Origin of the sequence: Enterococcus sp. E4-150 (genome assembly GCF_035726465.1) — a bacterium.
Lineage (GTDB): Bacteria > Bacillota > Bacilli > Lactobacillales > Enterococcaceae > Enterococcus_B > Enterococcus_B faecium.
The window spans coordinates 56915-77049 of record NZ_JAPRGK010000001.1 but is presented as its reverse complement, the minus strand read 5'-3'; the positions used below and the strand labels follow the sequence as shown (position 1 = coordinate 77049).

Here is a 20135-nt window from a genome sequence, read left to right as displayed (position 1 = left end):
TCCTTCCTTAAACTTTTATTTATCTAAAACTTCACCGGTTTTTTTAGAAACACGGACTTTTTTGCCGTCTACTTCTTTGTAGCCAACTCGGCCAGCTACACCAGTAGAGTCAACCACCATCACGTTAGAAACATGAATTGGCGCTTCCATCTCAACAATTCCACCTTGAGGAGCAGCTTGAGAAGGTTTTTGGTGTTTTTTAACGACATTTACACCTTCGACAATAACTTTATCTTTTTTCGGGAACGCTGCTAGTACAACGCCTTCTTTGTTTTTGTCTTTTCCAGTGATAACTTTAACTTTATCGCCTTTTTTAACAAACATAACTGTTTCGCACCTCCTTTGATAAGTGTCTCAAGATTATAAAACTTCTGGTGCTAGTGAAACGATCTTCATGAAGTTGTTTTCACGTAGTTCACGTGCAACTGGCCCAAAGATACGTGTTCCACGAGGGCTTTTATCATCACGAATAATCACTGCAGCATTTTCATCAAATTTAATATATGAACCGTCTGTACGACGAGCTCCTGATTTTGTTCGAACGATAACGGCTTTAACGACGTCACCTTTTTTGACAACCCCACCTGGCGTTGCTTGTTTAACCGTAGCAACGATCACATCACCGATGTTAGCAGTTTTACGACCAGATCCACCAAGGACTTTGATCGTCAAAATTTCACGTGCGCCTGAGTTATCAGCGACTTTTAAACGACTTTCTGCTTGGATCACGTTGTGTATCCTCCTTTCAGATTTTGCATTCAATCTATATAGGAAAATCTCGTGTTATTAGATAATAACTGCTTCTTCGACTACTTCCAACAAACGGAAACGTTTTGTAGCTGATAATGGACGAGTTTCCATAATTCTCACGATGTCGCCAACTTTTGCTGTGTTGTTTTCATCATGCACTTTGTATTTCTTAGAATAGTTCATGCGTTTGCCATAGATAGGGTGGTTTTTCTTTGTTTCGACAGCAACGGTAATTGTTTTATCCATTTTGTCTGAAACCACGCGACCTTGATAAACTTTGCGTTGATTTCTTCCTTCAGTCATACGCTTAATGGCCTCCTTCCATAATTACTTAGCTTGTTCACGCAACACAGTTTTGATGCGTGCAATCGATTTACGTACTTCTTTAATACGTGCAGTGTTTTCTAATTGACCTGTTGCTAATTGGAATCTAAGATTAAACAATTCTTCTTTTAATTGTTTTTCTTGATCAAGCATTTCGGCAGTGGTTAATTCTCTGATTTCTTTAACCTTCATTCGATTCACCACCCATTTCCTCACGTTTTACGATCTTAGTTTTCATTGGTAATTTGTGAGAAGCTAGACGTAACGCTTCACGAGCTACTTCTTCAGGAACGCCTGCGATTTCAAACATGATTTTACCACGTTTTACTGGTGCAACCCATCCTTCAGGTGCCCCTTTACCAGAACCCATACGTACCCCAATTGCTTTGGCAGTATAAGATTTGTGAGGGAAAATTTTAATCCATACTTTCCCACCACGTTTCATGTAACGAGTCATTGCGATACGAGCAGCTTCGATTTGGCGGTTTGTGATCCAATGTGAATCAACAGCTTGCAAACCGTATTCACCGAATGCTACTTCTTTTCCGCCTTTAGCTTCCCCGCGCATTTTTCCGCGGAATTCACGACGGTGTTTTACACGTTTAGGTACTAACATGATTATTTCCCTCCTTTCTCAGTGTTTTTTTTAGTTGGAAGAATTTCTCCACGATAGATCCACACTTTAACTCCTAGTTTTCCGTATGTTGTATCTGCTTCTTCCCATGCGTAATCAATGTCCGCACGTAAAGTATGAAGAGGAACAGTTCCTTCTGAGTATCCTTCTGAACGAGCGATATCTGCTCCGTTTAGACGCCCAGATACTTGAGTTTTGATCCCTTGAGCGCCAGCACGCATTGAGCGTTGGATGGCTTGTTTTTGAGCGCGACGGAAAGCAACACGGTTTTCTAATTGACGTGCGATTCCTTCACCTACTAATTTTGCATCTAGATCTGGTTTTTTGATTTCCACGATATTGATATGGATTCTTTTACCAGTTAATTTGTTTAATTCTTTTCTTAGGCTTTCGACTTCAGAACCGCCTTTACCAATAACCATACCTGGTTTAGCTGTGTGAATTGAAATGTTTACGCGACCTGTTGCGCGTTCGATTTCAACTGTTGATACAGCAGCATCAGCAAGTTTAGTTGAAATAAATTTACGGATTCTTAAATCTTCGTGTAAGAACTCAGCATACTCTTTTTCAGCATACCATTTAGCATCCCAGTCGCGGATGATGCCTACACGCATTCCAATTGGATGTACTTTTTGACCCACTGATTATCCCTCCTTATTTTTCTGATACGACTACCGTGATATGACTTGTACGTTTGTTGATTGGAGAAGCTGATCCTTTTGCACGAGGACGGAAACGTTTCATTGTAGGTCCTTCGTTAACAAAAGCTTCGCTTACTACCAAGTTTTCAACATCTAAGTCAAAGTTATTTTCTGCATTCGCAACTGCTGACATCAATACTTTTTCAATGATTCCAGCAGATTTGTTTGGTGTGAATTTCAAGATTGAAATTGCATCTGCGACACTTTTACCTCTGATAAGGTCAATTACTAAACGGGCTTTTCGAGGTGAAGTGCGAACTGTTTTTGCAGTTGCTTTAGCTGATGTGATTTGTTCTGCCATTTGGATTTATCCTCCCCTCAAATTAGCGTTTCGTTTTCTTATCGTCAGCAGCATGTCCACGATAAGTTCTTGTAGGTGCAAATTCACCTAATTTGTGTCCTACCATGTCTTCTTGGATGTAAACTGGTACATGTTTACGTCCATCATAAACTGCGATGGTATATCCAACAAAACTTGGGAAAACTGTTGAACGGCGTGACCAAGTTTTGATAACTTTTTTCTTTTCAACCCCTGCTTGAGCTTCAACTTTTTTCATTAAATGCTCATCGACAAAAGGTCCTTTCTTTAAACTACGACCCATGGTGAACCTCCTCTCAAAATGTGCGACACATGGTCAAAGTAATTATTTATTTTTGCGACGACGAACAATAAGTTTGTCTGATTTAGCTTTTTTGTTACGAGTTTTGTAACCAAGAGCTGGTTGACCCCAAGGAGAAACTGGTGCTTTACGTCCGATAGGAGCTTTACCTTCACCACCACCGTGTGGGTGATCATTAGGGTTCATTACGCTACCACGTACAGTTGGGCGTTTACGCATCCAACGAGAGCGTCCAGCTTTACCGATGTTGATTAATTCGTGTTGTTCGTTACCTACAGAACCGATTGTAGCACGGCATGCAGCTAAGATCATACGAACTTCACCAGAGTTCAAGCGGATCAATACGTATTTGCCTTCTTTACCAAGTACTTGAGCACTTGTACCAGCAGAACGGATCAATTGTCCACCTTTACCAGGTTTCATTTCAATGTTGTGGATAACAGTACCAACTGGAATGTTTTCTAATGGAAGAGCATTTCCGACTTTGATATCTGCTTCTGGACCTGAAACAAGTTTCATACCCACTTCTAGTCCTTTAGGTGCTAAGATGTAAGCTTTCACTCCATCTTCATAGTGTACTAACGCGATGTTAGCTGAACGGTTTGGATCATATTCGATCGTTTGAACAGTTGCAACAACGTTATCTTTGTTACGTTTGAAGTCGATCACGCGATATTGGCGTTTGTGTCCGCCACCTTGATGACGTACAGTGATGCGGCCGTTGTTGTTACGTCCAGCATGGTTTTTCAATGGTTGTAACAATGATTTTTCAGGTGTTGATGTTGTGATTTCAGCAAAATCAGAACCTGTCATGTTACGACGACCATTTGAGGTAGGTTTGTACTTTTTAATCGCCACGTTTTTCCCTCCTAATTTAATGAGTTATCTATTAGTGCTTATTCAGCAGCTTCGAATAATTGGATTTCTTTTGAATCTTCAGTCAATGTAACGATCGCTTTGCGACGTTTTTTTGTATATCCTGCATATTTGCCCATACGTTTGAATTTCGCACGTACGTTCACGATGTTCACGTTTTTGACTTTAACGTCAAAAGCAGCTTCTACCGCTTGTTTTACTAAAGTTTTGTTTGCGCGAGTGTCCACTTCAAAAGTGTATTTCTTGTCATCCATGGCAAGCATTGATTTTTCAGTGATCACTGGGCGTTTGATTACGTCTAGTAAGTTCATTATGCAAGCACCTCCTCAATTTGAGTAAGAGCAGTTTGTGTTGCTAACACTTTTGTATTTGATACAACGTCTAGCACACTCACATTATCAGAAGTTACTACAGAAACGTTTGGTAAGTTACGTGCTGATAAAGCAGCAAAGTCGTTACCTTTTTCTAGAACAACCAATACTTTAGAGTCGATAGATAAGTTAGCAAGAACTTGTTTGAATTCTTTTGTTTTTGGTGCGTCGAAGTTTAAGCCTTCGATTGCTACCAAGTTGTTTTCAGCAACTTTTTCTGACAATACAGATTTCATTGCTAAACGACGAACTTTTTTAGGAAGTTTGTAGCTGTAAGAACGTGGTGTTGGTCCAAAGACTACGCCACCTCCACGCCATTGTGGTGAGCGGATAGATCCTTGACGTGCACGACCTGTTCCTTTTTGACGCCATGGTTTACGTCCGCCGCCGCGAACAGCGCTACGGTTTTTAACCGCGTGTGTTCCTTGTCTTAATGACGCACGTTGCATTACGATTGCATCGTAAACAACACTTTCATTAGGTTCAATTCCGAAGATTTCTTCGTTAAGTGTGATTTCACCGTTTTGGCTTCCATCTTGTTTGAATAATGCTACATTCGGCATTCCTTAGTTCCTCCTTTCTTCCTACAATTATTTAGCTTTCACAGCTGATTTGATAGTGATTAAAGATTTTTTAGCTCCAGGAACATTACCTTTGATCAAGATAACATTTCTTTCTGCATCGACACGTACAACTTCCAAGTTTTGGATAGTTACGCGGTTGCCACCCATACGGCCAGCAAGACGTTTGTTTTTAAATACACGGTTAGGTGCAACTGGACCCATTGACCCAGGACGACGATGGTAACGAGAACCGTGAGCCATTGGTCCGCGGCTTTGTCCGTGGCGTTTGATAACCCCTTGGAATCCTTTACCTTTCGTAGTACCTGTTACATCAATAATGTCTCCTGCTTGGAAAACATCTACTGTAATTTCTTTTCCTACTTCATATTCTCCTAGCTCAACATTTTTGAATTCACGAATGAAGCGCTTAGGAGCCGTGTTTGCTTTTGCAACATGACCTTTCGCAGGTTTGTTTGATAAAACTTCACGCATATCTTGGTAACCAACTTGAATAGCTTCGTAGCCATCCGTTTCCATTGTTTTCACTTGTAGTACTACGTTTGGAGTAGCTTCTACAACAGTTACTGGAATTAATTCACCAGATTCAGTGAAGATTTGTGTCATTCCCACTTTTTTCCCTAAGATTCCTTTGGTCATGAGTACACCTCCATTATTTTTGTTTTAGTTTTATAATTTGATTTCGATGTTTACACCAGATGGTAAGTCTAGCTTCATCAAAGCATCAACAGTTTTTGGTGTTGGGTTCACAATGTCGATAAGACGTTTGTGTGTACGCATTTCGAATTGTTCGCGTGAATCTTTGTATTTATGAGTTGCACGGATGATTGTGTAAAGACTGCGTTCAGTTGGTAATGGAATTGGACCAGACACGCTAGCTCCAGTTCTTTTTGCAGTTTCCACGATTTTATCCGCTGATTGATCTAAAATACGGTGTTCATACGCTTTTAAACGGATACGAATTTTTTGTTTTGCCATCTTGTTCCCTCCTTCGCCTATTTTGAAAAGTAGACATAGCTCCACGAAAATTTCCGTCACGCTCGTTCGTGGCAAAGCGTCCGGGCGTGTCGCAACCTCTCGTTTCTTAGCCGACGAAATCATTCTGATTACGTCTGTGCAATTCACTAAAGTAAACGCACCTTTGTCATTATAATATATATAAACTCACAAAGCAAGGCTTTTTCTTGTAAAAAACATTTTGTTTTCATAAAGTTTCATTTAGAAAATACTGACTCTTTTATTTCGTGTTTCTTCTATTATAATGCTCCTGTCTTTTTCCCTGATCCTGCAATAAATAAAAAAGCTCGGAACAAAGATCCTGAGACCTTCGTTCCGAGCGATTACGTCCGAATAAATGTTGCTTTACTTTAAAACTTAAGTGAATTAAGCTTTGATTTCTGTAACGACACCGGCACCAACTGTACGTCCGCCTTCACGGATTGAGAATTTAGTACCGTTTTCGATAGCGATTGGGTGGATTAATTCAACTTCCATTGTTACGTTGTCGCCAGGCATAACCATTTCAGTTCCTTCTGGTAATTCAACAACACCTGTTACGTCAGTTGTACGGAAGTAGAATTGTGGACGGTAGTTAGTGAAGAATGGAGTATGACGTCCACCTTCTTCTTTTGTCAACACGTATACTTCTGCAGAGAATTTTGTATGAGGTGTGATTGTACCTGGTTTAGCTAAAACTTGTCCACGTTGGATGTCTTCACGTGCAACACCACGTAGTAAAGCACCAATGTTGTCTCCAGCTTCAGCGTAGTCTAACAATTTACGGAACATTTCAACACCAGTAACTGTTGTTTTTGAAGTTTCTTCAGCAATACCAACAACTTCAACTTCGTCACCAACGCGAACTTGTCCACGTTCAACACGACCTGTAGCAACAGTACCACGTCCAGTAATTGAGAACACGTCTTCAACTGGCATCATGAATGGTTTGTCGTTGTCACGTTCTGGAGTTGGGATGTATTCGTCAACTGCAGCCATTAATTCAAGAATTTTTTCTTCGTATGAAGCGTCGCCTTCTAGAGCTTTCAAAGCTGATCCAGCAACTACAGGAACATCGTCACCAGGGAATTCGTATTCTGTTAATAGGTCACGAACTTCCATTTCAACTAATTCTAGTAATTCTTCGTCATCAACCATGTCTACTTTGTTCAAGAATACAACGATGTAAGGAACACCAACTTGACGAGACAATAGGATGTGTTCACGAGTTTGAGGCATTGGGCCGTCAGCAGCAGAAACTACCAAGATAGCTCCGTCCATTTGAGCAGCACCAGTGATCATGTTTTTAACGTAGTCCGCGTGTCCTGGGCAGTCAACGTGAGCGTAGTGGCGTGTATCTGTTTCATACTCAACGTGAGCTGTTGAGATTGTGATTCCGCGTTCGCGTTCTTCTGGAGCACCATCGATTTGATCGTAAGCCATAGCTTGGCCGCCGTTTTTCTTAGATAGTACAGTTGTGATTGCAGCTGTTAATGTAGTTTTACCATGGTCAACGTGTCCGATAGTACCAATGTTAACGTGTGGTTTAGAACGGTCAAATTTTTCTTTTGCCATTTTAAAATGTCCTCCTAAAAATACAATATATTTTTTATTTGTCTGATAGGTATATGATGTACACAAGGTACACCACATGCCCATATCATCGATAATTATTTTACACGAAACTATATTAAAAATATAGTCTCTTTGGATAATCTCTTTGCAGGACTATCCGGTTTTAAGAAATTATTCAGCTTTTCCGCCGTTTTTCTTAATGATTTCTTCTTGTACTGATTTTGGTACATCTTCGTAGTGGTCAAATGTCATTGTAAATGTACCACGACCTTGAGTAGCAGAACGAAGAGTTGTAGCATAACCAAACATTTCAGCAAGTGGAACCATCGCACGAACAACTTGTTGGCCGCCAGCGCGAGCTTCCATACCTTCAACACGTCCACGACGAGCAGTTACGTGACCCATAACATCACCTAAGTAATCTTCAGGGATAACAACTTCTACAGCCATGATTGGTTCAAGGATTACTGGATTAGCTTTCTTAGCTGCTGCACGTAATGCCATAGAAGCAGCAACACGGAAGGCAGTTTCATTTGAATCGACATCATGGTATGAACCATCGTAAAGTTTAGCTTTGATATCTACTAATGGATAGCCAGCTAAGACACCATTTTCCATAGCATCTTTCAAACCAGTTTCAACAGCTGGAATGTATTCACGAGGAACAACCCCACCGACGATCGCATTTTCAAATTCGAAACCAGCACCTTCTTCATTTGGTGTAAATTCAATCCATACGTGACCGTATTGACCTTTACCACCAGACTGACGTACAAACTTACCTTCGGCTTGAGTGCCAGCACGGAAAGTTTCACGGTAAGATACTTGAGGCGCACCTACGTTAGCTTCAACTTTGAATTCACGACGCATACGGTCAACGATGATATCTAAGTGAAGTTCACCCATACCAGCGATGATTGTTTCGCCTGTTTCCACGTTTGTTTCAGCACGGAAAGTAGGATCTTCTTCAGATAGTTTTTGTAAAGCCACACCCATTTTATCTTGGTCAGCTTTTGATTTAGGTTCAATAGCGACTTGGATAACTGGTTCTGGGAATTCCATGGATTCAAGAATAACTAGACTCTTTTCATCACATAGTGTGTCCCCAGTAGTTGTGTCTTTCAAACCAACAGCAGCAGCGATATCTCCAGCGTAAACTTCAGAGATTTCTGAACGAGAGTTGGCATGCATCTGTAGGATACGACCAACACGTTCACGTTTGCCTTTTGTTGCGTTTTGTACGTATGAACCTGATTGTAAAACACCAGAGTACACACGGAAGAAAGTTAAACGACCTACGAATGGGTCAGTCATAACTTTAAATGCTAAAGCTGAGAAAGGAGCGCTGTCGTCTGCAGGACGTTCTACTTCTTCATCAGTTTTAGGGTCAATCCCTTTGATAGCTGGGATATCTAACGGTGATGGCAAGTAATCAAGAACAGCGTCCAATAGTAATTGAACCCCTTTGTTCTTAAATGCTGAACCACATAGTACTGGGTAGAATTCTACGTTAACTGTTGCGCGGCGGATACCTTCTTTTAACTCAGCTTCAGTGATTTCTTCACCTTCTAAGTATTTCAAAGTAAGTTCTTCATCAGTTTCAGCTACAGCTTCAACCAATTTTTCGCGCCATTCTTCAGCTAATTCGCGGTATTCTTCAGGAATTTCTGTTTCTTCGATCTCTGTTCCAAGATCGTTGGTATACATTTCAGCCTTCATTGTTACAAGGTCGATAATTCCTGTGAAGTCGTCTTCCGCACCAATTGGTAATTGGATTGGGTGAGCGTTTGCTTGCAAACGGTCATGTAAAGTTGATACTGAATATAAGAAGTCAGCACCGATCTTGTCCATTTTGTTTGCAAATACGATACGAGGTACACCATAAGTTGTTGCTTGGCGCCAAACTGTTTCAGTTTGAGGTTCAACACCTGATTGTGCATCAAGAACAGTTACAGCACCATCAAGTACACGCAATGAACGTTCAACTTCAACTGTGAAGTCTACGTGTCCTGGTGTGTCGATGATGTTGATTCGGTGACCCTTCCATTGTGCTGTAGTAGCAGCAGAAGTGATCGTAATACCACGTTCTTGTTCTTGTTCCATCCAGTCCATTTGTGAAGCTCCTTCATGAGTTTCACCAATTTTATGGATTTTACCAGTGTAGTACAAGATACGTTCAGTAGCAGTCGTTTTACCAGCATCGATGTGGGCCATGATACCGATATTACGAGTGTTTTGTAAAGAAAATTCTCTGGTCATTCTCCTTGTTTCTCCTCTCTTTACTATCTAGTTGCTAAAAATAAGGACACTATCTGAGGTCGACTTATAAAAGCCGACCAAACAGAGAGAATCTTACCAGCGATAGTGAGCAAACGCGCGGTTGGCATCAGCCATTTTATGAGTGTCTTCACGTTTTTTAACAGAAGCACCTGTGTTGTTTGCAGCATCCATGATTTCTTTTGCTAAGCGTTCTTCCATTGTGTGTTCACCGCGCAAGCGAGCGTAGTTTACTACCCAACGAAGACCTAGAGTAACGCGGCGTTCAGGGCGAACTTCAACTGGTACTTGGTAGTTTGAACCCCCAACACGACGTGCTTTAACTTCAAGAACAGGTTGAACGTTTTTCATTGCTTGTTCAAACACTTCTAATGGATCGTTACCTGTAGATTCTTTGATCAAGTCAAAGGCATTATAGATAATGTTAGCTGCAATCCCGCGTTTTCCGTCAACCATTACACGGTTGATCAAGCGAGTTACTAATTTTGAGTTATAAATAGGATCTGGTAAAACATCACGTTTTGCAACAGGACCTTTACGTGGCATCCGTAACTCCTCCTTCCGAAATATTGTTCATAGTAATTACTTCTATATAGTAGAAGCAAGTTTCATTTGTTTAATAATTAAAATTAAGCTTTAGGTTTTTTAGTTCCGTATTTAGAACGGCTTTGTTTACGGTCGTTAACACCAGCAGTATCTAAAGCACCGCGAACGATATGATAACGTACCCCTGGTAAGTCTTTTACACGACCACCGCGTAATAATACAACACTGTGTTCTTGTAAGTTATGACCAATCCCTGGGATATAAGCAGTAACTTCAATTAAGTTTGACAAACGAACACGTGCATATTTACGTAAAGCTGAGTTCGGTTTTTTAGGTGTCATTGTACCCACACGAGTTGCTACCCCACGTTTTTGAGGTGAGTTTACGTTAGTTTGAGTTTTCTTAAAGCTGTTATATCCTTTGTTCAAAGCAGGTGAATTAGATTTTTCCACCTTTGATTTACGAGGTTTACGTACTAATTGGTTAATTGTAGGCATTCCTTGTTTCCTCCTTCCCACGATTTGCGTCTAGTTCCACACATCCAGGTGGTTCTTTTTTTGTGATAAAAAATAAATGCAATGTCTGCATCCTTATCAAATATGCTTTGATAAACAGTCAGCACGTTTCTTCACAGAAACCTGTAGATAAAGCACCTTTGTTAGAATATCACGAATGAAAAAACATGTCAACAAGAGATACAATTTTTTTTGAAAAAGCTTTATTGGAATAAAAAAGAATGGTATCTTTTTACCGTAAATCACGCTAAAATAGTGAGGAAAGCACGATGCTCAAACTAAAAAAAGGTGGACGCAAAGATGAATTTAAAACAATTAGCTGGCATTGAAGCCGCGAAATTCGTAAAGGACGGGATGATCGTAGGTCTCGGGACCGGTTCAACCGCCTATTATATGGTAGAAGAGATTGGTCGCCGTATGCGTGAAGAAGGTTTACGTATCACAGGAGTTACTACTTCAAATGCGACAAAAGAACAAGCGGAAAAATTAGGAATACCGTTAAAGAGTATTGATGAAGTCCCCGTAGTCGATTTGACAATAGACGGTGCTGATGAAATCAGTGCTGATTTTCAAGGGATCAAAGGCGGCGGCGCTGCTTTGCTTTTCGAGAAAATAGTCGCTACGTACTCAAAAGAAACGATTTGGATCGTTGATTCTTCTAAATTAGTCGATAAACTTGGGAAGTTCCCACTCCCAGTTGAAGTGATCCCTTATGGCTCCCAACAGCTACTTCATATTTTTGAAGAAAAAGGATTCCAACCTGTCTTGCGTACAGACGAAAACGGAGAAGTCCTAACCACAGATGGTGGTCATTACATCATTGATCTGCATCTAGAAGTCATCGAACAGCCAGAAAGCTTAGCTACCTATTTAGATGAACTTGTTGGGGTAGTAGAACATGGGCTTTTCCTAAACATGGTTTCTAAAGTAGTTGTCGGCTCAGAAAAAGGCGTTGAGATTCTTGACGCAATCCGTCGTAAATAAAGAAAAACTGCTTGATCATCCAATAAAAAAAGACAGCGGAAAATTTGCGAAAAAACTATCTTTTTGACGTACTTTATGCTACATTTTTACTGTTATATCCAGTTAGAAAATCACTGCTAGAAAGGAATCACCATGAAAATTATTGGTTATGCACGCACAACCATAAATGACGTTGATTTAACAACTCAGGTTGATCAATTATCTGACTTTGGTTGTCAAGAAATTTTCCATGAGACATATGAAGTGGAACAAAATGATTCTACTGCTGTTCATTTGGAGTCAGTGATCGCTGACATGCAACAAGGCGATGCACTAGTCATTTGCCAACTTCATCGATTAGGCAAATCTACGCGGCAATTAACAGAACTCACGCAATTATTCAAAGATCGCGGGCTGCACTTGATTAGTCTTGATGAAGGAATCGATACGCGCGAAATGGGAAAAATCTATTTCCAATTAATGGAAAACCTAGCAAACATGGAGTGCGCATTGATCAAAGAACGTACGTTAGTTGGATTAGATGAAGCTCGTAAAAAAGGAAAAATCGGCGGAAGACCAAAAATCGATGCAAAAACGATCAAAAAAATCCGACGTCTCTATTATGAAAAAAAAGAAACGATCCAATTTATTTCTTCAAAATGCGGTGTTTCAGTTGGAACATGTTATAAATATATCAATTTACCTGAAAAAGAAATCGAGCAATTATGCATCTAATACCTAAAAACGAACAGTTGCGTGGGCACTGTTCGTTTTTTTATATTCTCTACTTGTTTTCTCATAGAATCTTATCTAATTTTTCGATGGAAATCTCTTCCAAAAAATTGTACAATAAAACAGAACTGAAAATTTCAGAAATATAAACCTATCTTAAAAGGAGAGCTAAACATGCCAAAATTAGTTTTTTCTCGTCACGGTCTTAGTGAATGGAATGCATTGAACCAATTTACTGGTTGGGCTGATGTAAATCTAGCACCAGAAGGAATCGAAGAAGCAAAAGAAGGCGGACGCAAAATCAAAGAAGCTGGAATCGAATTTGATGTTGCTTACACTTCTGTTTTAACTCGTGCAATCAAAACATGTAACTTGATCTTAGAATATTCAGATCAACTTTGGGTACCACAAATCAAATCATGGCGCTTAAACGAACGTCACTATGGTAAATTACAAGGTTTGAACAAAAAAGAAACAGCTGAAAAATACGGCGACGAACAAGTACACATCTGGCGTCGTTCTTACGATACTCTTCCTCCATTAATGGAAGAAACTGACGAAGGTTCTGCAGCAAATGACCGTCGTTACGCAATGTTAGACAAACGCGATATTCCTGGTGGAGAAAACTTGAAAGTGACATTAGAACGCGCTTTGCCATTCTGGCAAGATGAAATTGCTCCAGCATTACTAGACAACAAAACTGTTTTAGTAGCTGCACATGGTAACTCATTACGCGCCCTAGCTAAACATATCGAAGGTATCTCTGACGAAGACATCATGGACCTTGAAATTCCAACAGGTCAACCACTTGTTTATGAATTAAATGATGACTTAACAGTTGCTAAAAAATACTACCTATAAAAAACACTATAAAAAAGGGACTGTGACACGATTTGTCACAGTCCCTTTTTTCGTATAAACGGTGTTCTCCTGCCAACTTCTCGGTCACAAGTCACAATATTCATCAAACATGAAAAGCTGTTTTTTGAAATTGTTCCTTGTGACTCAGAGTTAAACGGCAGATTCACAACCTCTTAGTAAACGGTGTTCAAAAGCTTACATTTGCAATAATAAGTCCAGCCAAGTCAAAAACATGAGGAGCTATTTTTGCTTGGATGTTCTTATTACTTAATGCAGGGCAGCTTTTTCATTTCCTTCTTATTCTGCTATCGCTGTTTCCAATCCTACTTCGATCATTTCATTGAACGTAGATTGACGTTCTGCAGCTGTTGTTTCTTCACCGGTGATCAAATGGTCGCTAACGGTCATCAAACTTAATGTCTGCACATGGTATTTCGCGCCTAAGTAATAAAGAGCCGCTGCTTCCATTTCCACTCCTAAAACGCCAAGTTCAGCTAATTGGAATGTCTCTGTCAAATCATCTTTGTAGAAAGAATCTTCCGAAAGAACATTTCCTACATGAACCGTATAGCCCTTTTCTTTAGCTATCTCATATGCTTTCAGTAATAGATTGAAATCACTGATTGGAGGAAAATGAAAGGCTTGGAAATTTTTTTCGATCATCGAAGAACTGGTCGCTGCACCTTGTGCTAGTACTAAATCACGAACATGGACGTCTTTTGACAATGCACCGCATGTACCTACTCGAATCAATTTCTTTACACCATACGACTGGATCAATTCATGGGCATAGATGGTGGCTGATGGCATTCCCATTCCTGTTCCTTGAACAGAAATACGTTCTCCTTTATATTTGCCGGTAAAGCCTAACATACCGCGTACCTGATTGTAACAAACTGGATCTTCCAAAAAAGTCTCCGCAATATATTTAGCTCGCAAAGGATCTCCCGGAAGTAAAATCTTATCGGCGATCTCGCCTTCTTTCGCTTCAATATGCACACTCATTTTATTGTTCCTCCTATTACAATAATGTCAATGTTTCTTTAACCAATGCTTTAAAAGATTGTTTGACTCTCTGAGTTGTTTCTACAACTTCTTCATGGCTCAGATTCGCTTGCATACCTGCTGCTAAGTTGGTAATACAAGAGATTCCTAACACTTTTAATCCGCTGTGAGCTGCTACGATGACTTCTGGAACAGTCGACATCCCTACTGCATCGGCTCCTATTGTCCGAGACATTCGGATCTCCGCAGGCGTTTCATAAGTTGGTCCAGAATAGCCCATATATACGCCTTCTTTAAGATCCAAACCTAGTTTTTCTGCTGCTGCTTTTGCTGTTGCTTGATAGTCAGGCGTATAAGCTTGACTCATATCTGGAAATCTAGGGCCCATTGCATCTTCATTCGGACCGATCAAAGGATTTTCACCAGTAAAATTGATATGATCGGTAATCAGCATCAAATCTCCTGGTACAAATGATTCGTTGACACCACCACATGCATTAGTCACAATGACTGAATGGGCCCCTAGCCCGGCCATCACACGTACTGGATAGGTCACTGTTTGCATGGAATGACCTTCATAGTAGTGGAATCTCCCTTGCATGGCTAACACTTTCTTGCCTGCCAGAGACCCATAAACTAGCTTTCCTGCATGCCCAACTACTGTCGAAACAGGAAAGAACGGGATCTCATCATAAGAAATCATTACAACATCTTCGATTTCATCTGCTAATTCACCTAATCCTGAACCTAGAATCAAACCAAAATCAATTTCTTTTACTCCTTTGTCAAGGATAAACTGGGTCGTTTCTTGTAACATCTCGCTTAACTTGGTCATTTGCTTTCTCCTATTTAAAAAGATTATTTTAATAATTTCAAGAAGCTTTCGCCATTTTCAGTCGAAGAAACACTAAAGTTCTCAGCAATCGTTGCTGAAATATCTGAATAATATCCTTGAGGCAATGCCCCTTGTTCTTTCATTTTTTTACTGTAAACCAATAACGGTACATATTCTCGCGTATGATCGGTACCAGTAAACGTCGGATCGTTTCCGTGATCGGCTGTAATCATTAGCAAGTCGTCTTCTTCCATCGCTTCAAGCAATTCTGGAATTCGTAAGTCAAATTCTTCAATCGCATGCGCATAGCCGACTACATCCCGACGATGACCGTATAATGCATCAAAATCTACTAAATTGGTAAAGCTGATTCCTGAAAAATCGTTTTTCATAACTTTCAGCAGCTGGTCAACGCCATCCATATTGCTTTTCGTGCGGACAGATTCAGTGATTCCTTGTCCGTTGAAAATATCGTTGATCTTTCCAACAGCAATCACGTCCTTTCCTGCTTCTTTCAAAGAATCAAGGACTGTGTGTCCGAATGGATTCAACGCATAATCATGGCGATTGCTTGTTCGTGTGAAGTCTCCTGGTTCACCCACGTACGGACGTGCAATGATTCGGCCAATCATATACGGATCATCTTTTGTTATATCACGAACGAATTGGCAAATCCGATATAATTCTTCTAAAGGAATGATTTCTTCATGTGCCGCGATCTGAAGGACAGGATCGGCAGAAGTATATACAATTAAATCGCCTGTTTTCATTTGGTGTTCACCGTAATCATCAATAACAGCTGTTCCGCTATAAGGTTTGTTACATACGACTTTACGGCCAGAAAATTCTTCGATTTGTTTGATCAGATCATCAGGGAATCCGTTCGGAAACACACGAAATGGAGTTTTGATATTCAATCCCATGATTTCCCAGTGGCCTGTCATCGTATCTTTCCCTACAGAAACTTCTTCTAATTTCGTCGCATAGCCTTGATGATCTTTCACTGATTCCACACCTTCAAGAGGACGGATCGTTCCTAAACCAAGCTGCTCTAAATGTGGAACGTTCAATCCTGCTTCTTTCGCAATGTGTCCTAATGTATCAGAACCAATATCACCGAACTTATCGGCATCTGGTGCTTCTCCAATTCCTACTGAATCCATGACGATCAGATGTACGCGTTTAAACATGATTATTCCTTCTTTCTTTTTATTTTTATTGCCTTTAAAACAAAAAGGGCGAGACGAAAAACACTTCCCGTAACCCACCCTTTTTATTCGCTAAAAGATTATTTTGATTTGATATAGTTCTTCCCGTTTGCTTTTGGACCAGAAGCTTTCCCTAAGAAAACAACCAGCACAATGATTGTCAGCAAATATGGAGCAATTTGCAGCAATACTGGCGGAATCGAGGAAATAACTGGTAATTGTGCGCCAATGATACTCAAGCTTTGAGCAAAACCAAAGAACAATGAGGCACCCATTGCCCCTAAAGGATTCCACTTACCAAAGATCATAGCAGCCATGGAGATGAACCCTTGTCCAACGATCGTACCAGCTGAAAAGTTACCGGAAATCGACTGAGCAAAAACAGCACCGCCCATACCGCCTAACAAGCCAGAAATCAGTACGCCTGAATAACGCATAGCATATACATTGATACCTAATGTGTCGGCAGCTTGAGGATTTTCACCAACTGAACGGAGGCGTAAGCCGAATTTCGTCTTGAAGATGATCACCCAAGCTAGGACAGCAATCAAAATAGCACAATAAGCAGGTAAGAATGTATTTTTAAAGAAAATTGGTCCAATGACCGGAATATCTGCTAATCCTGGGAAAGAAAAATACCCCAGATTCTGCGTGATGTTATCAGTTTGACCTTTACCATACCATGCTTTGATCAAGAAAACACCTAAAGCAGGTGCCATCAGATTAATTACTGTCCCGCTGATGATATGGTCAGCACGCAAACTGACTGTTGCTACTGCGTGAATCAGAGAAAATAGGATACCTACGACGCCACCCACTAAAATAGCGATCCATGGTGTCATAGAACCAAGTGATGGACTCATCGTCAAGTTGAAAACGATGGAACTAAAAGCACCCATGACCATGATTCCCTCTAGCCCTACGTTTACGATCCCGCTTCGTTCAGAAAAAGTTCCGCCTAGTGACGTTAGAATTAGCGGTGTTGAATAAACCAGTGTAGAAGTAAGGATCAAGGCAATTAATTCGATAGTCGACATTATAGTTCGCCCCCTTCATGGTTTTGATTCGTTGGTTTCGATTCGATTGTCGCAACGATCTCTTCTTGTTTTTTCCCTTGGAAGACTTTAGCCATGACGAAACGAATCAGGAAGTTGATCCCGACAAAGAAGATAATCAAAGCAATCGATACATTGACGATCTCAAACGGAACACCTGCTCCTGTCTGCATGCCAAGTCCACCGATCTTCAAAATACTGAACAAGATCGCTGATAAAAGAATACCGATTGCTGATCCAGAACCAAGCAAGGAGACAGCCATTCCGTCAAATCCAATAGATAGCGAAGTCGTTTGAACAAAGAAGTTTTGATACGTTCCTAATCCTTCAACCACACCGCCAAGCCCTGCCAAAGCGCCAGAAATGACCATCGACAAAACGATCGTACGTTTACTACTCATTCCTGCATACTCAGAAGCAAAAGGATTCAATCCAACAGAACGGATTTCAAATCCTAAAGTCGTTTTCTTCATCAGCAGCCAAACGAAAATAAGCGCGATGATTGCTAAAAATAATCCTGAGTTTACGCGAGAGCCGCCAAAAGCTTGTGTTAACCATGGTAACCGCAGTGAGGCATTTTGACTGATCATATTGGAAGAGTCCAAACTTGAGCGATAGCTTTCAGGCATCACTTCATGTAAAGCAAATGTGCTTACGTATAATAAGATATAGTTCATCATGATTGTTACGATCACTTCACTTGTTCCAAAAAATGCTCGAAGTAAACCTGGAACAGCCGCTGCCATCGCACCAGCTAAGGCACCTAAGATCACGCATAACGGAAGCAAAACAACTTTTGGCAGATCTGGAAACGCAAGTGCCACCCAGACACTGACGATCCACCCGCAAAGTGCTTGTCCAGAAAGCCCAATATTGAAAAACCCAGCTGAGTTAGCTACAGAAAAACCTAATGCTGTAAAAATCAACGGCGTTGCTTGCCTTAACGTTTCACCTATCCCTCTTTGCGAACCAAGGGCTGCATCTAGCATAGAAGAATAACCTTGGATGGGCTGAAAACCAAAAGCAGCCATCAATATCGCGCCTAAGATCAATCCTAAAACAACTGAAAGTACAGGCACTAATAAATTACGGAATTTCTCGCTGCGATCATTCATGTGCGCCAGCCCCCTTTTCTAACTCTTTTCGTGCTTCTTCTAAGGTATAGCCCGCCATCAATAGACCTAATTCATTTTCAGATGTTTCTTTCGGATCAACGATACCGACAATTTCTCCTTCATGGATAACAGCAATACGATCCGAAACATTTAAAATTTCTTCTAATTCGAAACTGATCAGTAACACTGCTTTGTATTTGTCCCTTTGTTCGATCAGACGTTTATGAATAAATTCGATCGCACCTACATCCAGTCCACGAGTTGGATTTGCAACAATCAACAGATCAGGATCTCGGTCGACTTCACGAGCGATAATTGCTTTTTGCTGATTTCCGCCTGATAAAGCTTTTGCGGGAACAAGTTCATTCGTTGTTCGAACATCATATTCTTCGATCAATTCTCTGGCATGTTCATTCATTACTGAATAATTCAGCATGCCGTTTTTACTGTAAGGTTTTTGATGATAGGTTTGTAGTGCGATATTTTCAGATAATGTCATATCTAGGACTAACCCGTATTTATGACGGTCTTCTGGCACGTGTCCTACACCATGTTCAGTGATTTTTCGGGGTTTTTTATTAGTGATGTCTTCCCCTTTTAGCTTGATATGTCCGCTTTCTGCCTTTCGCAAACCAGTCAAAGCTTGGATCAACTCCGACTGCCCGTTTCCATCGATTCCAGCGATACCAAGTACTTCGCCAGCACGAACCTCTAAGTTCAAGTTTTTCACGGCTTCTAATCCACGATTTTCTTTCACCACTAGATTTTCAATAGACAAAACGACTTCTTGAGGCTTCGCTTCTTTTTTCATCGTTTTGAATGAAACCGTTCTTCCAACCATCATATCGGCTAATTGTTGTGAGGTTACGTCTTTAACGTTGACTGTACCGATTCCTTTTCCACGGCGGATAACTGTACAGCGGTCAGCTACTGCTTTGATTTCATCTAACTTATGCGTAATCAAAATGATCGACTTGCCTTCTTTGACTAATTCCTTCATGATCACGATTAATTCATCAATTTCTTGAGGGGTCAATACAGCTGTCGGCTCATCAAAAATCAGTACATCTGCTCCTCGGTAAAGTGTTTTTAAAATTTCTACCCGTTGTTCCATCCCAACTGAAATATCACGAACGTAAGCATCTGGGTTGACTGACAATCCATACTGTTCAGAAACTTTTTGGATCTCTTTTCGTGCTTTTTTATGGTCAAGCATCCCTGCGCGACTAGGCTCGCTTCCCAACACGATGTTTTCTGTTACAGTAAAGGCATCAACAAGCATAAAGTGCTGATGGACCATCCCAATCCCTAATTGGTTGGCTTTGGTTGGACTTGTGATCTTTACTTCTTTCCCACGCATCAAAATTTTCCCTGATGTCGGCTCTAATAATCCGGAAAGCACGTTCATCAATGTAGATTTGCCAGCACCGTTTTCTCCAAGCAACGCATGAATTTCTCCTGCCTTTACTTGTAAATTGATGTTGTCATTTGCCTTGAATGTTCCAAATTCTTTGGTAATATTCTGCATTTCTATGACAATATTTTCTTGAACCACCTTTTTTTCACATCCTAACGATTTCTATCTAGGGCAACGA

At 40.5% G+C, this 20135-nt stretch carries 26 protein-coding genes; 3 read left to right on the top strand and 23 right to left on the bottom strand.

Features of this window, described 5'->3' with window-relative positions; genetic code table 11:
• Positions 1–15: 15 nt before the first annotated feature.
• From rplX to rpsL, 17 genes are all read right to left on the bottom strand, one after another.
• On the bottom strand, positions 16–324 hold the full coding sequence (rplX, locus tag OZ002_RS00380) for a 50S ribosomal protein L24 (RefSeq protein WP_002288670.1): 309 nt from the start codon (positions 322–324) through the stop codon (positions 16–18).
• A gap of 36 nt (positions 325–360) precedes the next feature.
• A complete protein-coding gene (gene rplN, locus OZ002_RS00375) occupies positions 361–729 on the bottom strand; it encodes a 50S ribosomal protein L14 (protein WP_002288669.1) in 369 nt (122 codons plus the stop codon).
• A gap of 57 nt (positions 730–786) precedes the next feature.
• Positions 787–1053 carry a 30S ribosomal protein S17 gene (rpsQ, locus tag OZ002_RS00370; protein ID WP_002288668.1) on the bottom strand — a complete coding sequence of 89 codons (267 nt, stop codon included), beginning with the start codon at positions 1051–1053 and terminating at the stop codon, positions 787–789.
• A 24-nt stretch (positions 1054–1077) separates the two neighbouring features.
• Positions 1078–1266 carry a 50S ribosomal protein L29 gene (rpmC, locus tag OZ002_RS00365; protein ID WP_002288664.1) on the bottom strand — a complete coding sequence of 63 codons (189 nt, stop codon included), beginning with the start codon at positions 1264–1266 and terminating at the stop codon, positions 1078–1080.
• Positions 1256–1690: a 50S ribosomal protein L16 gene (gene rplP, locus OZ002_RS00360; protein WP_002288661.1), complete on the bottom strand. Its 435-nt coding sequence runs from the start codon at positions 1688–1690 to the stop codon at positions 1256–1258. The genes rpmC and rplP overlap by 11 nt, the downstream gene beginning before the upstream one ends.
• 2 nt (positions 1691–1692) lie before the next feature.
• Complete coding sequence (rpsC, locus tag OZ002_RS00355) at positions 1693–2349, bottom strand: 30S ribosomal protein S3 (protein ID WP_002288659.1); 657 nt, start codon at positions 2347–2349, stop codon at positions 1693–1695.
• 13 nt (positions 2350–2362) lie between these two features.
• Positions 2363–2710: a 50S ribosomal protein L22 gene (gene rplV, locus OZ002_RS00350; protein ID WP_002288657.1), complete on the bottom strand. Its 348-nt coding sequence runs from the start codon at positions 2708–2710 to the stop codon at positions 2363–2365.
• Between the two features lie 22 nt (positions 2711–2732).
• On the bottom strand, positions 2733–3011 hold the full coding sequence (gene rpsS, locus OZ002_RS00345; RefSeq protein WP_002288655.1) for a 30S ribosomal protein S19: 279 nt from the start codon (positions 3009–3011) through the stop codon (positions 2733–2735).
• 42 nt (positions 3012–3053) lie between these two features.
• Positions 3054–3887, bottom strand: coding sequence for a 50S ribosomal protein L2 (gene rplB / locus OZ002_RS00340; protein ID WP_002290451.1), 834 nt, complete (start codon positions 3885–3887; stop codon positions 3054–3056).
• 38 nt (positions 3888–3925) lie between these two features.
• On the bottom strand, positions 3926–4216 hold the full coding sequence (gene rplW / locus OZ002_RS00335; RefSeq protein ID WP_002290449.1) for a 50S ribosomal protein L23: 291 nt from the start codon (positions 4214–4216) through the stop codon (positions 3926–3928).
• Positions 4216–4839, bottom strand: coding sequence for a 50S ribosomal protein L4 (gene rplD, locus OZ002_RS00330; RefSeq protein WP_002290446.1), 624 nt, complete (start codon positions 4837–4839; stop codon positions 4216–4218). The genes rplW and rplD overlap by 1 nt, the downstream gene beginning before the upstream one ends.
• Before the next feature lie 27 nt (positions 4840–4866).
• Entirely contained in the window at positions 4867–5496 is a 630-nt protein-coding gene (gene rplC, locus OZ002_RS00325; protein WP_002290445.1) for a 50S ribosomal protein L3, read from the bottom strand.
• A gap of 30 nt (positions 5497–5526) precedes the next feature.
• Complete coding sequence (rpsJ, locus tag OZ002_RS00320; RefSeq protein WP_002290443.1) at positions 5527–5835, bottom strand: 30S ribosomal protein S10; 309 nt, start codon at positions 5833–5835, stop codon at positions 5527–5529.
• 405 nt (positions 5836–6240) lie between these two features.
• Positions 6241–7428, bottom strand: a complete 1188-nt coding sequence (gene tuf / locus OZ002_RS00315; protein WP_002290442.1) for an elongation factor Tu — start codon at positions 7426–7428, stop codon at positions 6241–6243.
• 171 nt (positions 7429–7599) lie between these two features.
• On the bottom strand, positions 7600–9687 hold the full coding sequence (gene fusA / locus OZ002_RS00310; RefSeq protein ID WP_002294317.1) for an elongation factor G: 2088 nt from the start codon (positions 9685–9687) through the stop codon (positions 7600–7602).
• Between the two features lie 93 nt (positions 9688–9780).
• Positions 9781–10251: a 30S ribosomal protein S7 gene (gene rpsG, locus OZ002_RS00305; RefSeq protein ID WP_002290440.1), complete on the bottom strand. Its 471-nt coding sequence runs from the start codon at positions 10249–10251 to the stop codon at positions 9781–9783.
• An 83-nt stretch (positions 10252–10334) separates the two neighbouring features.
• Positions 10335–10748: a 30S ribosomal protein S12 gene (rpsL, locus tag OZ002_RS00300; RefSeq protein ID WP_002294318.1), complete on the bottom strand. Its 414-nt coding sequence runs from the start codon at positions 10746–10748 to the stop codon at positions 10335–10337.
• A 318-nt stretch (positions 10749–11066) separates the two neighbouring features.
• Here rpsL and rpiA point away from each other — a divergent pair, with 318 nt between their 5' ends.
• From rpiA to gpmA, 3 genes are all read left to right on the top strand, one after another.
• Positions 11067–11750, top strand: a complete 684-nt coding sequence (gene rpiA, locus OZ002_RS00295) for a ribose-5-phosphate isomerase RpiA (protein WP_002294319.1) — start codon at positions 11067–11069, stop codon at positions 11748–11750.
• Between the two features lie 132 nt (positions 11751–11882).
• Entirely contained in the window at positions 11883–12464 is a 582-nt protein-coding gene (locus OZ002_RS00290) for a recombinase family protein (protein WP_002294320.1), read from the top strand.
• Positions 12465–12635: 171 nt separating this feature from the next.
• On the top strand, positions 12636–13322 hold the full coding sequence (gpmA, locus tag OZ002_RS00285) for a 2,3-diphosphoglycerate-dependent phosphoglycerate mutase (RefSeq protein WP_002294321.1): 687 nt from the start codon (positions 12636–12638) through the stop codon (positions 13320–13322).
• A gap of 297 nt (positions 13323–13619) precedes the next feature.
• On the opposite strand, the gene deoD is transcribed toward gpmA, so the two are convergent.
• The 6 genes from deoD to OZ002_RS00255 form a co-directional block, all read right to left on the bottom strand.
• Positions 13620–14327, bottom strand: a complete 708-nt coding sequence (gene deoD / locus OZ002_RS00280) for a purine-nucleoside phosphorylase (RefSeq protein ID WP_002289197.1) — start codon at positions 14325–14327, stop codon at positions 13620–13622.
• A gap of 16 nt (positions 14328–14343) precedes the next feature.
• Positions 14344–15162, bottom strand: a complete 819-nt coding sequence (locus OZ002_RS00275; protein WP_104856162.1) for a purine-nucleoside phosphorylase — start codon at positions 15160–15162, stop codon at positions 14344–14346.
• A 23-nt stretch (positions 15163–15185) separates the two neighbouring features.
• Positions 15186–16352 (bottom strand): phosphopentomutase, encoded by a 1167-nt coding sequence (deoB, locus tag OZ002_RS00270; RefSeq protein WP_002307310.1) that lies wholly within the window; start codon positions 16350–16352, stop codon positions 15186–15188.
• A 98-nt stretch (positions 16353–16450) separates the two neighbouring features.
• Positions 16451–17407 carry an ABC transporter permease gene (locus OZ002_RS00265; protein WP_002289200.1) on the bottom strand — a complete coding sequence of 319 codons (957 nt, stop codon included), beginning with the start codon at positions 17405–17407 and terminating at the stop codon, positions 16451–16453.
• Positions 17407–18540, bottom strand: a complete 1134-nt coding sequence (locus tag OZ002_RS00260; protein WP_002289201.1) for an ABC transporter permease — start codon at positions 18538–18540, stop codon at positions 17407–17409. The genes OZ002_RS00265 and OZ002_RS00260 overlap by 1 nt, the downstream gene beginning before the upstream one ends.
• The gene (locus tag OZ002_RS00255) at positions 18533–20095 is read right to left on the bottom strand and encodes an ABC transporter ATP-binding protein (RefSeq protein WP_002289202.1); all 1563 of its coding nucleotides are present in this window, start codon (positions 20093–20095) and stop codon (positions 18533–18535) included. Before OZ002_RS00255 ends, OZ002_RS00260 begins: the two co-directional genes overlap by 8 nt.
• Positions 20096–20135: the final 40 nt, after the last annotated feature.

Excerpts from the sequence above, each read along its gene's own strand:
- tuf (WP_002290442.1), bottom strand. The coding sequence starts at position 7,428 with ATGGCAAAAGAAAAATTTGACCGTTCTAAACCACACGTTAACATTGGT.
- rplC (WP_002290445.1), bottom strand. The coding sequence starts at position 5,496 with ATGACCAAAGGAATCTTAGGGAAAAAAGTGGGAATGACACAAATCTTC.
- fusA (WP_002294317.1), bottom strand. The coding sequence starts at position 9,687 with ATGACCAGAGAATTTTCTTTACAAAACACTCGTAATATCGGTATCATG.
- OZ002_RS00290 (WP_002294320.1), top strand. The coding sequence starts at position 11,883 with ATGAAAATTATTGGTTATGCACGCACAACCATAAATGACGTTGATTTA.
- rplX (WP_002288670.1), bottom strand. The coding sequence starts at position 324 with ATGTTTGTTAAAAAAGGCGATAAAGTTAAAGTTATCACTGGAAAAGAC.
- rpsG (WP_002290440.1), bottom strand. The coding sequence starts at position 10,251 with ATGCCACGTAAAGGTCCTGTTGCAAAACGTGATGTTTTACCAGATCCT.
- rplD (WP_002290446.1), bottom strand. The coding sequence starts at position 4,839 with ATGCCGAATGTAGCATTATTCAAACAAGATGGAAGCCAAAACGGTGAA.
- rpsS (WP_002288655.1), bottom strand. The coding sequence starts at position 3,011 with ATGGGTCGTAGTTTAAAGAAAGGACCTTTTGTCGATGAGCATTTAATG.
- rpsJ (WP_002290443.1), bottom strand. The coding sequence starts at position 5,835 with ATGGCAAAACAAAAAATTCGTATCCGTTTAAAAGCGTATGAACACCGT.
- rpiA (WP_002294319.1), top strand. The coding sequence starts at position 11,067 with ATGAATTTAAAACAATTAGCTGGCATTGAAGCCGCGAAATTCGTAAAG.
- deoD (WP_002289197.1), bottom strand. The coding sequence starts at position 14,327 with ATGAGTGTGCATATTGAAGCGAAAGAAGGCGAGATCGCCGATAAGATT.
- rplV (WP_002288657.1), bottom strand. The coding sequence starts at position 2,710 with ATGGCAGAACAAATCACATCAGCTAAAGCAACTGCAAAAACAGTTCGC.
- gpmA (WP_002294321.1), top strand. The coding sequence starts at position 12,636 with ATGCCAAAATTAGTTTTTTCTCGTCACGGTCTTAGTGAATGGAATGCA.
- OZ002_RS00275 (WP_104856162.1), bottom strand. The coding sequence starts at position 15,162 with ATGACCAAGTTAAGCGAGATGTTACAAGAAACGACCCAGTTTATCCTT.
- OZ002_RS00260 (WP_002289201.1), bottom strand. The coding sequence starts at position 18,540 with ATGAATGATCGCAGCGAGAAATTCCGTAATTTATTAGTGCCTGTACTT.
- rplP (WP_002288661.1), bottom strand. The coding sequence starts at position 1,690 with ATGTTAGTACCTAAACGTGTAAAACACCGTCGTGAATTCCGCGGAAAA.
- rpsL (WP_002294318.1), bottom strand. The coding sequence starts at position 10,748 with ATGCCTACAATTAACCAATTAGTACGTAAACCTCGTAAATCAAAGGTG.
- rpsQ (WP_002288668.1), bottom strand. The coding sequence starts at position 1,053 with ATGACTGAAGGAAGAAATCAACGCAAAGTTTATCAAGGTCGCGTGGTT.
- rplW (WP_002290449.1), bottom strand. The coding sequence starts at position 4,216 with ATGAACTTACTAGACGTAATCAAACGCCCAGTGATCACTGAAAAATCA.
- deoB (WP_002307310.1), bottom strand. The coding sequence starts at position 16,352 with ATGTTTAAACGCGTACATCTGATCGTCATGGATTCAGTAGGAATTGGA.
- OZ002_RS00265 (WP_002289200.1), bottom strand. The coding sequence starts at position 17,407 with ATGTCGACTATCGAATTAATTGCCTTGATCCTTACTTCTACACTGGTT.
- rpmC (WP_002288664.1), bottom strand. The coding sequence starts at position 1,266 with ATGAAGGTTAAAGAAATCAGAGAATTAACCACTGCCGAAATGCTTGAT.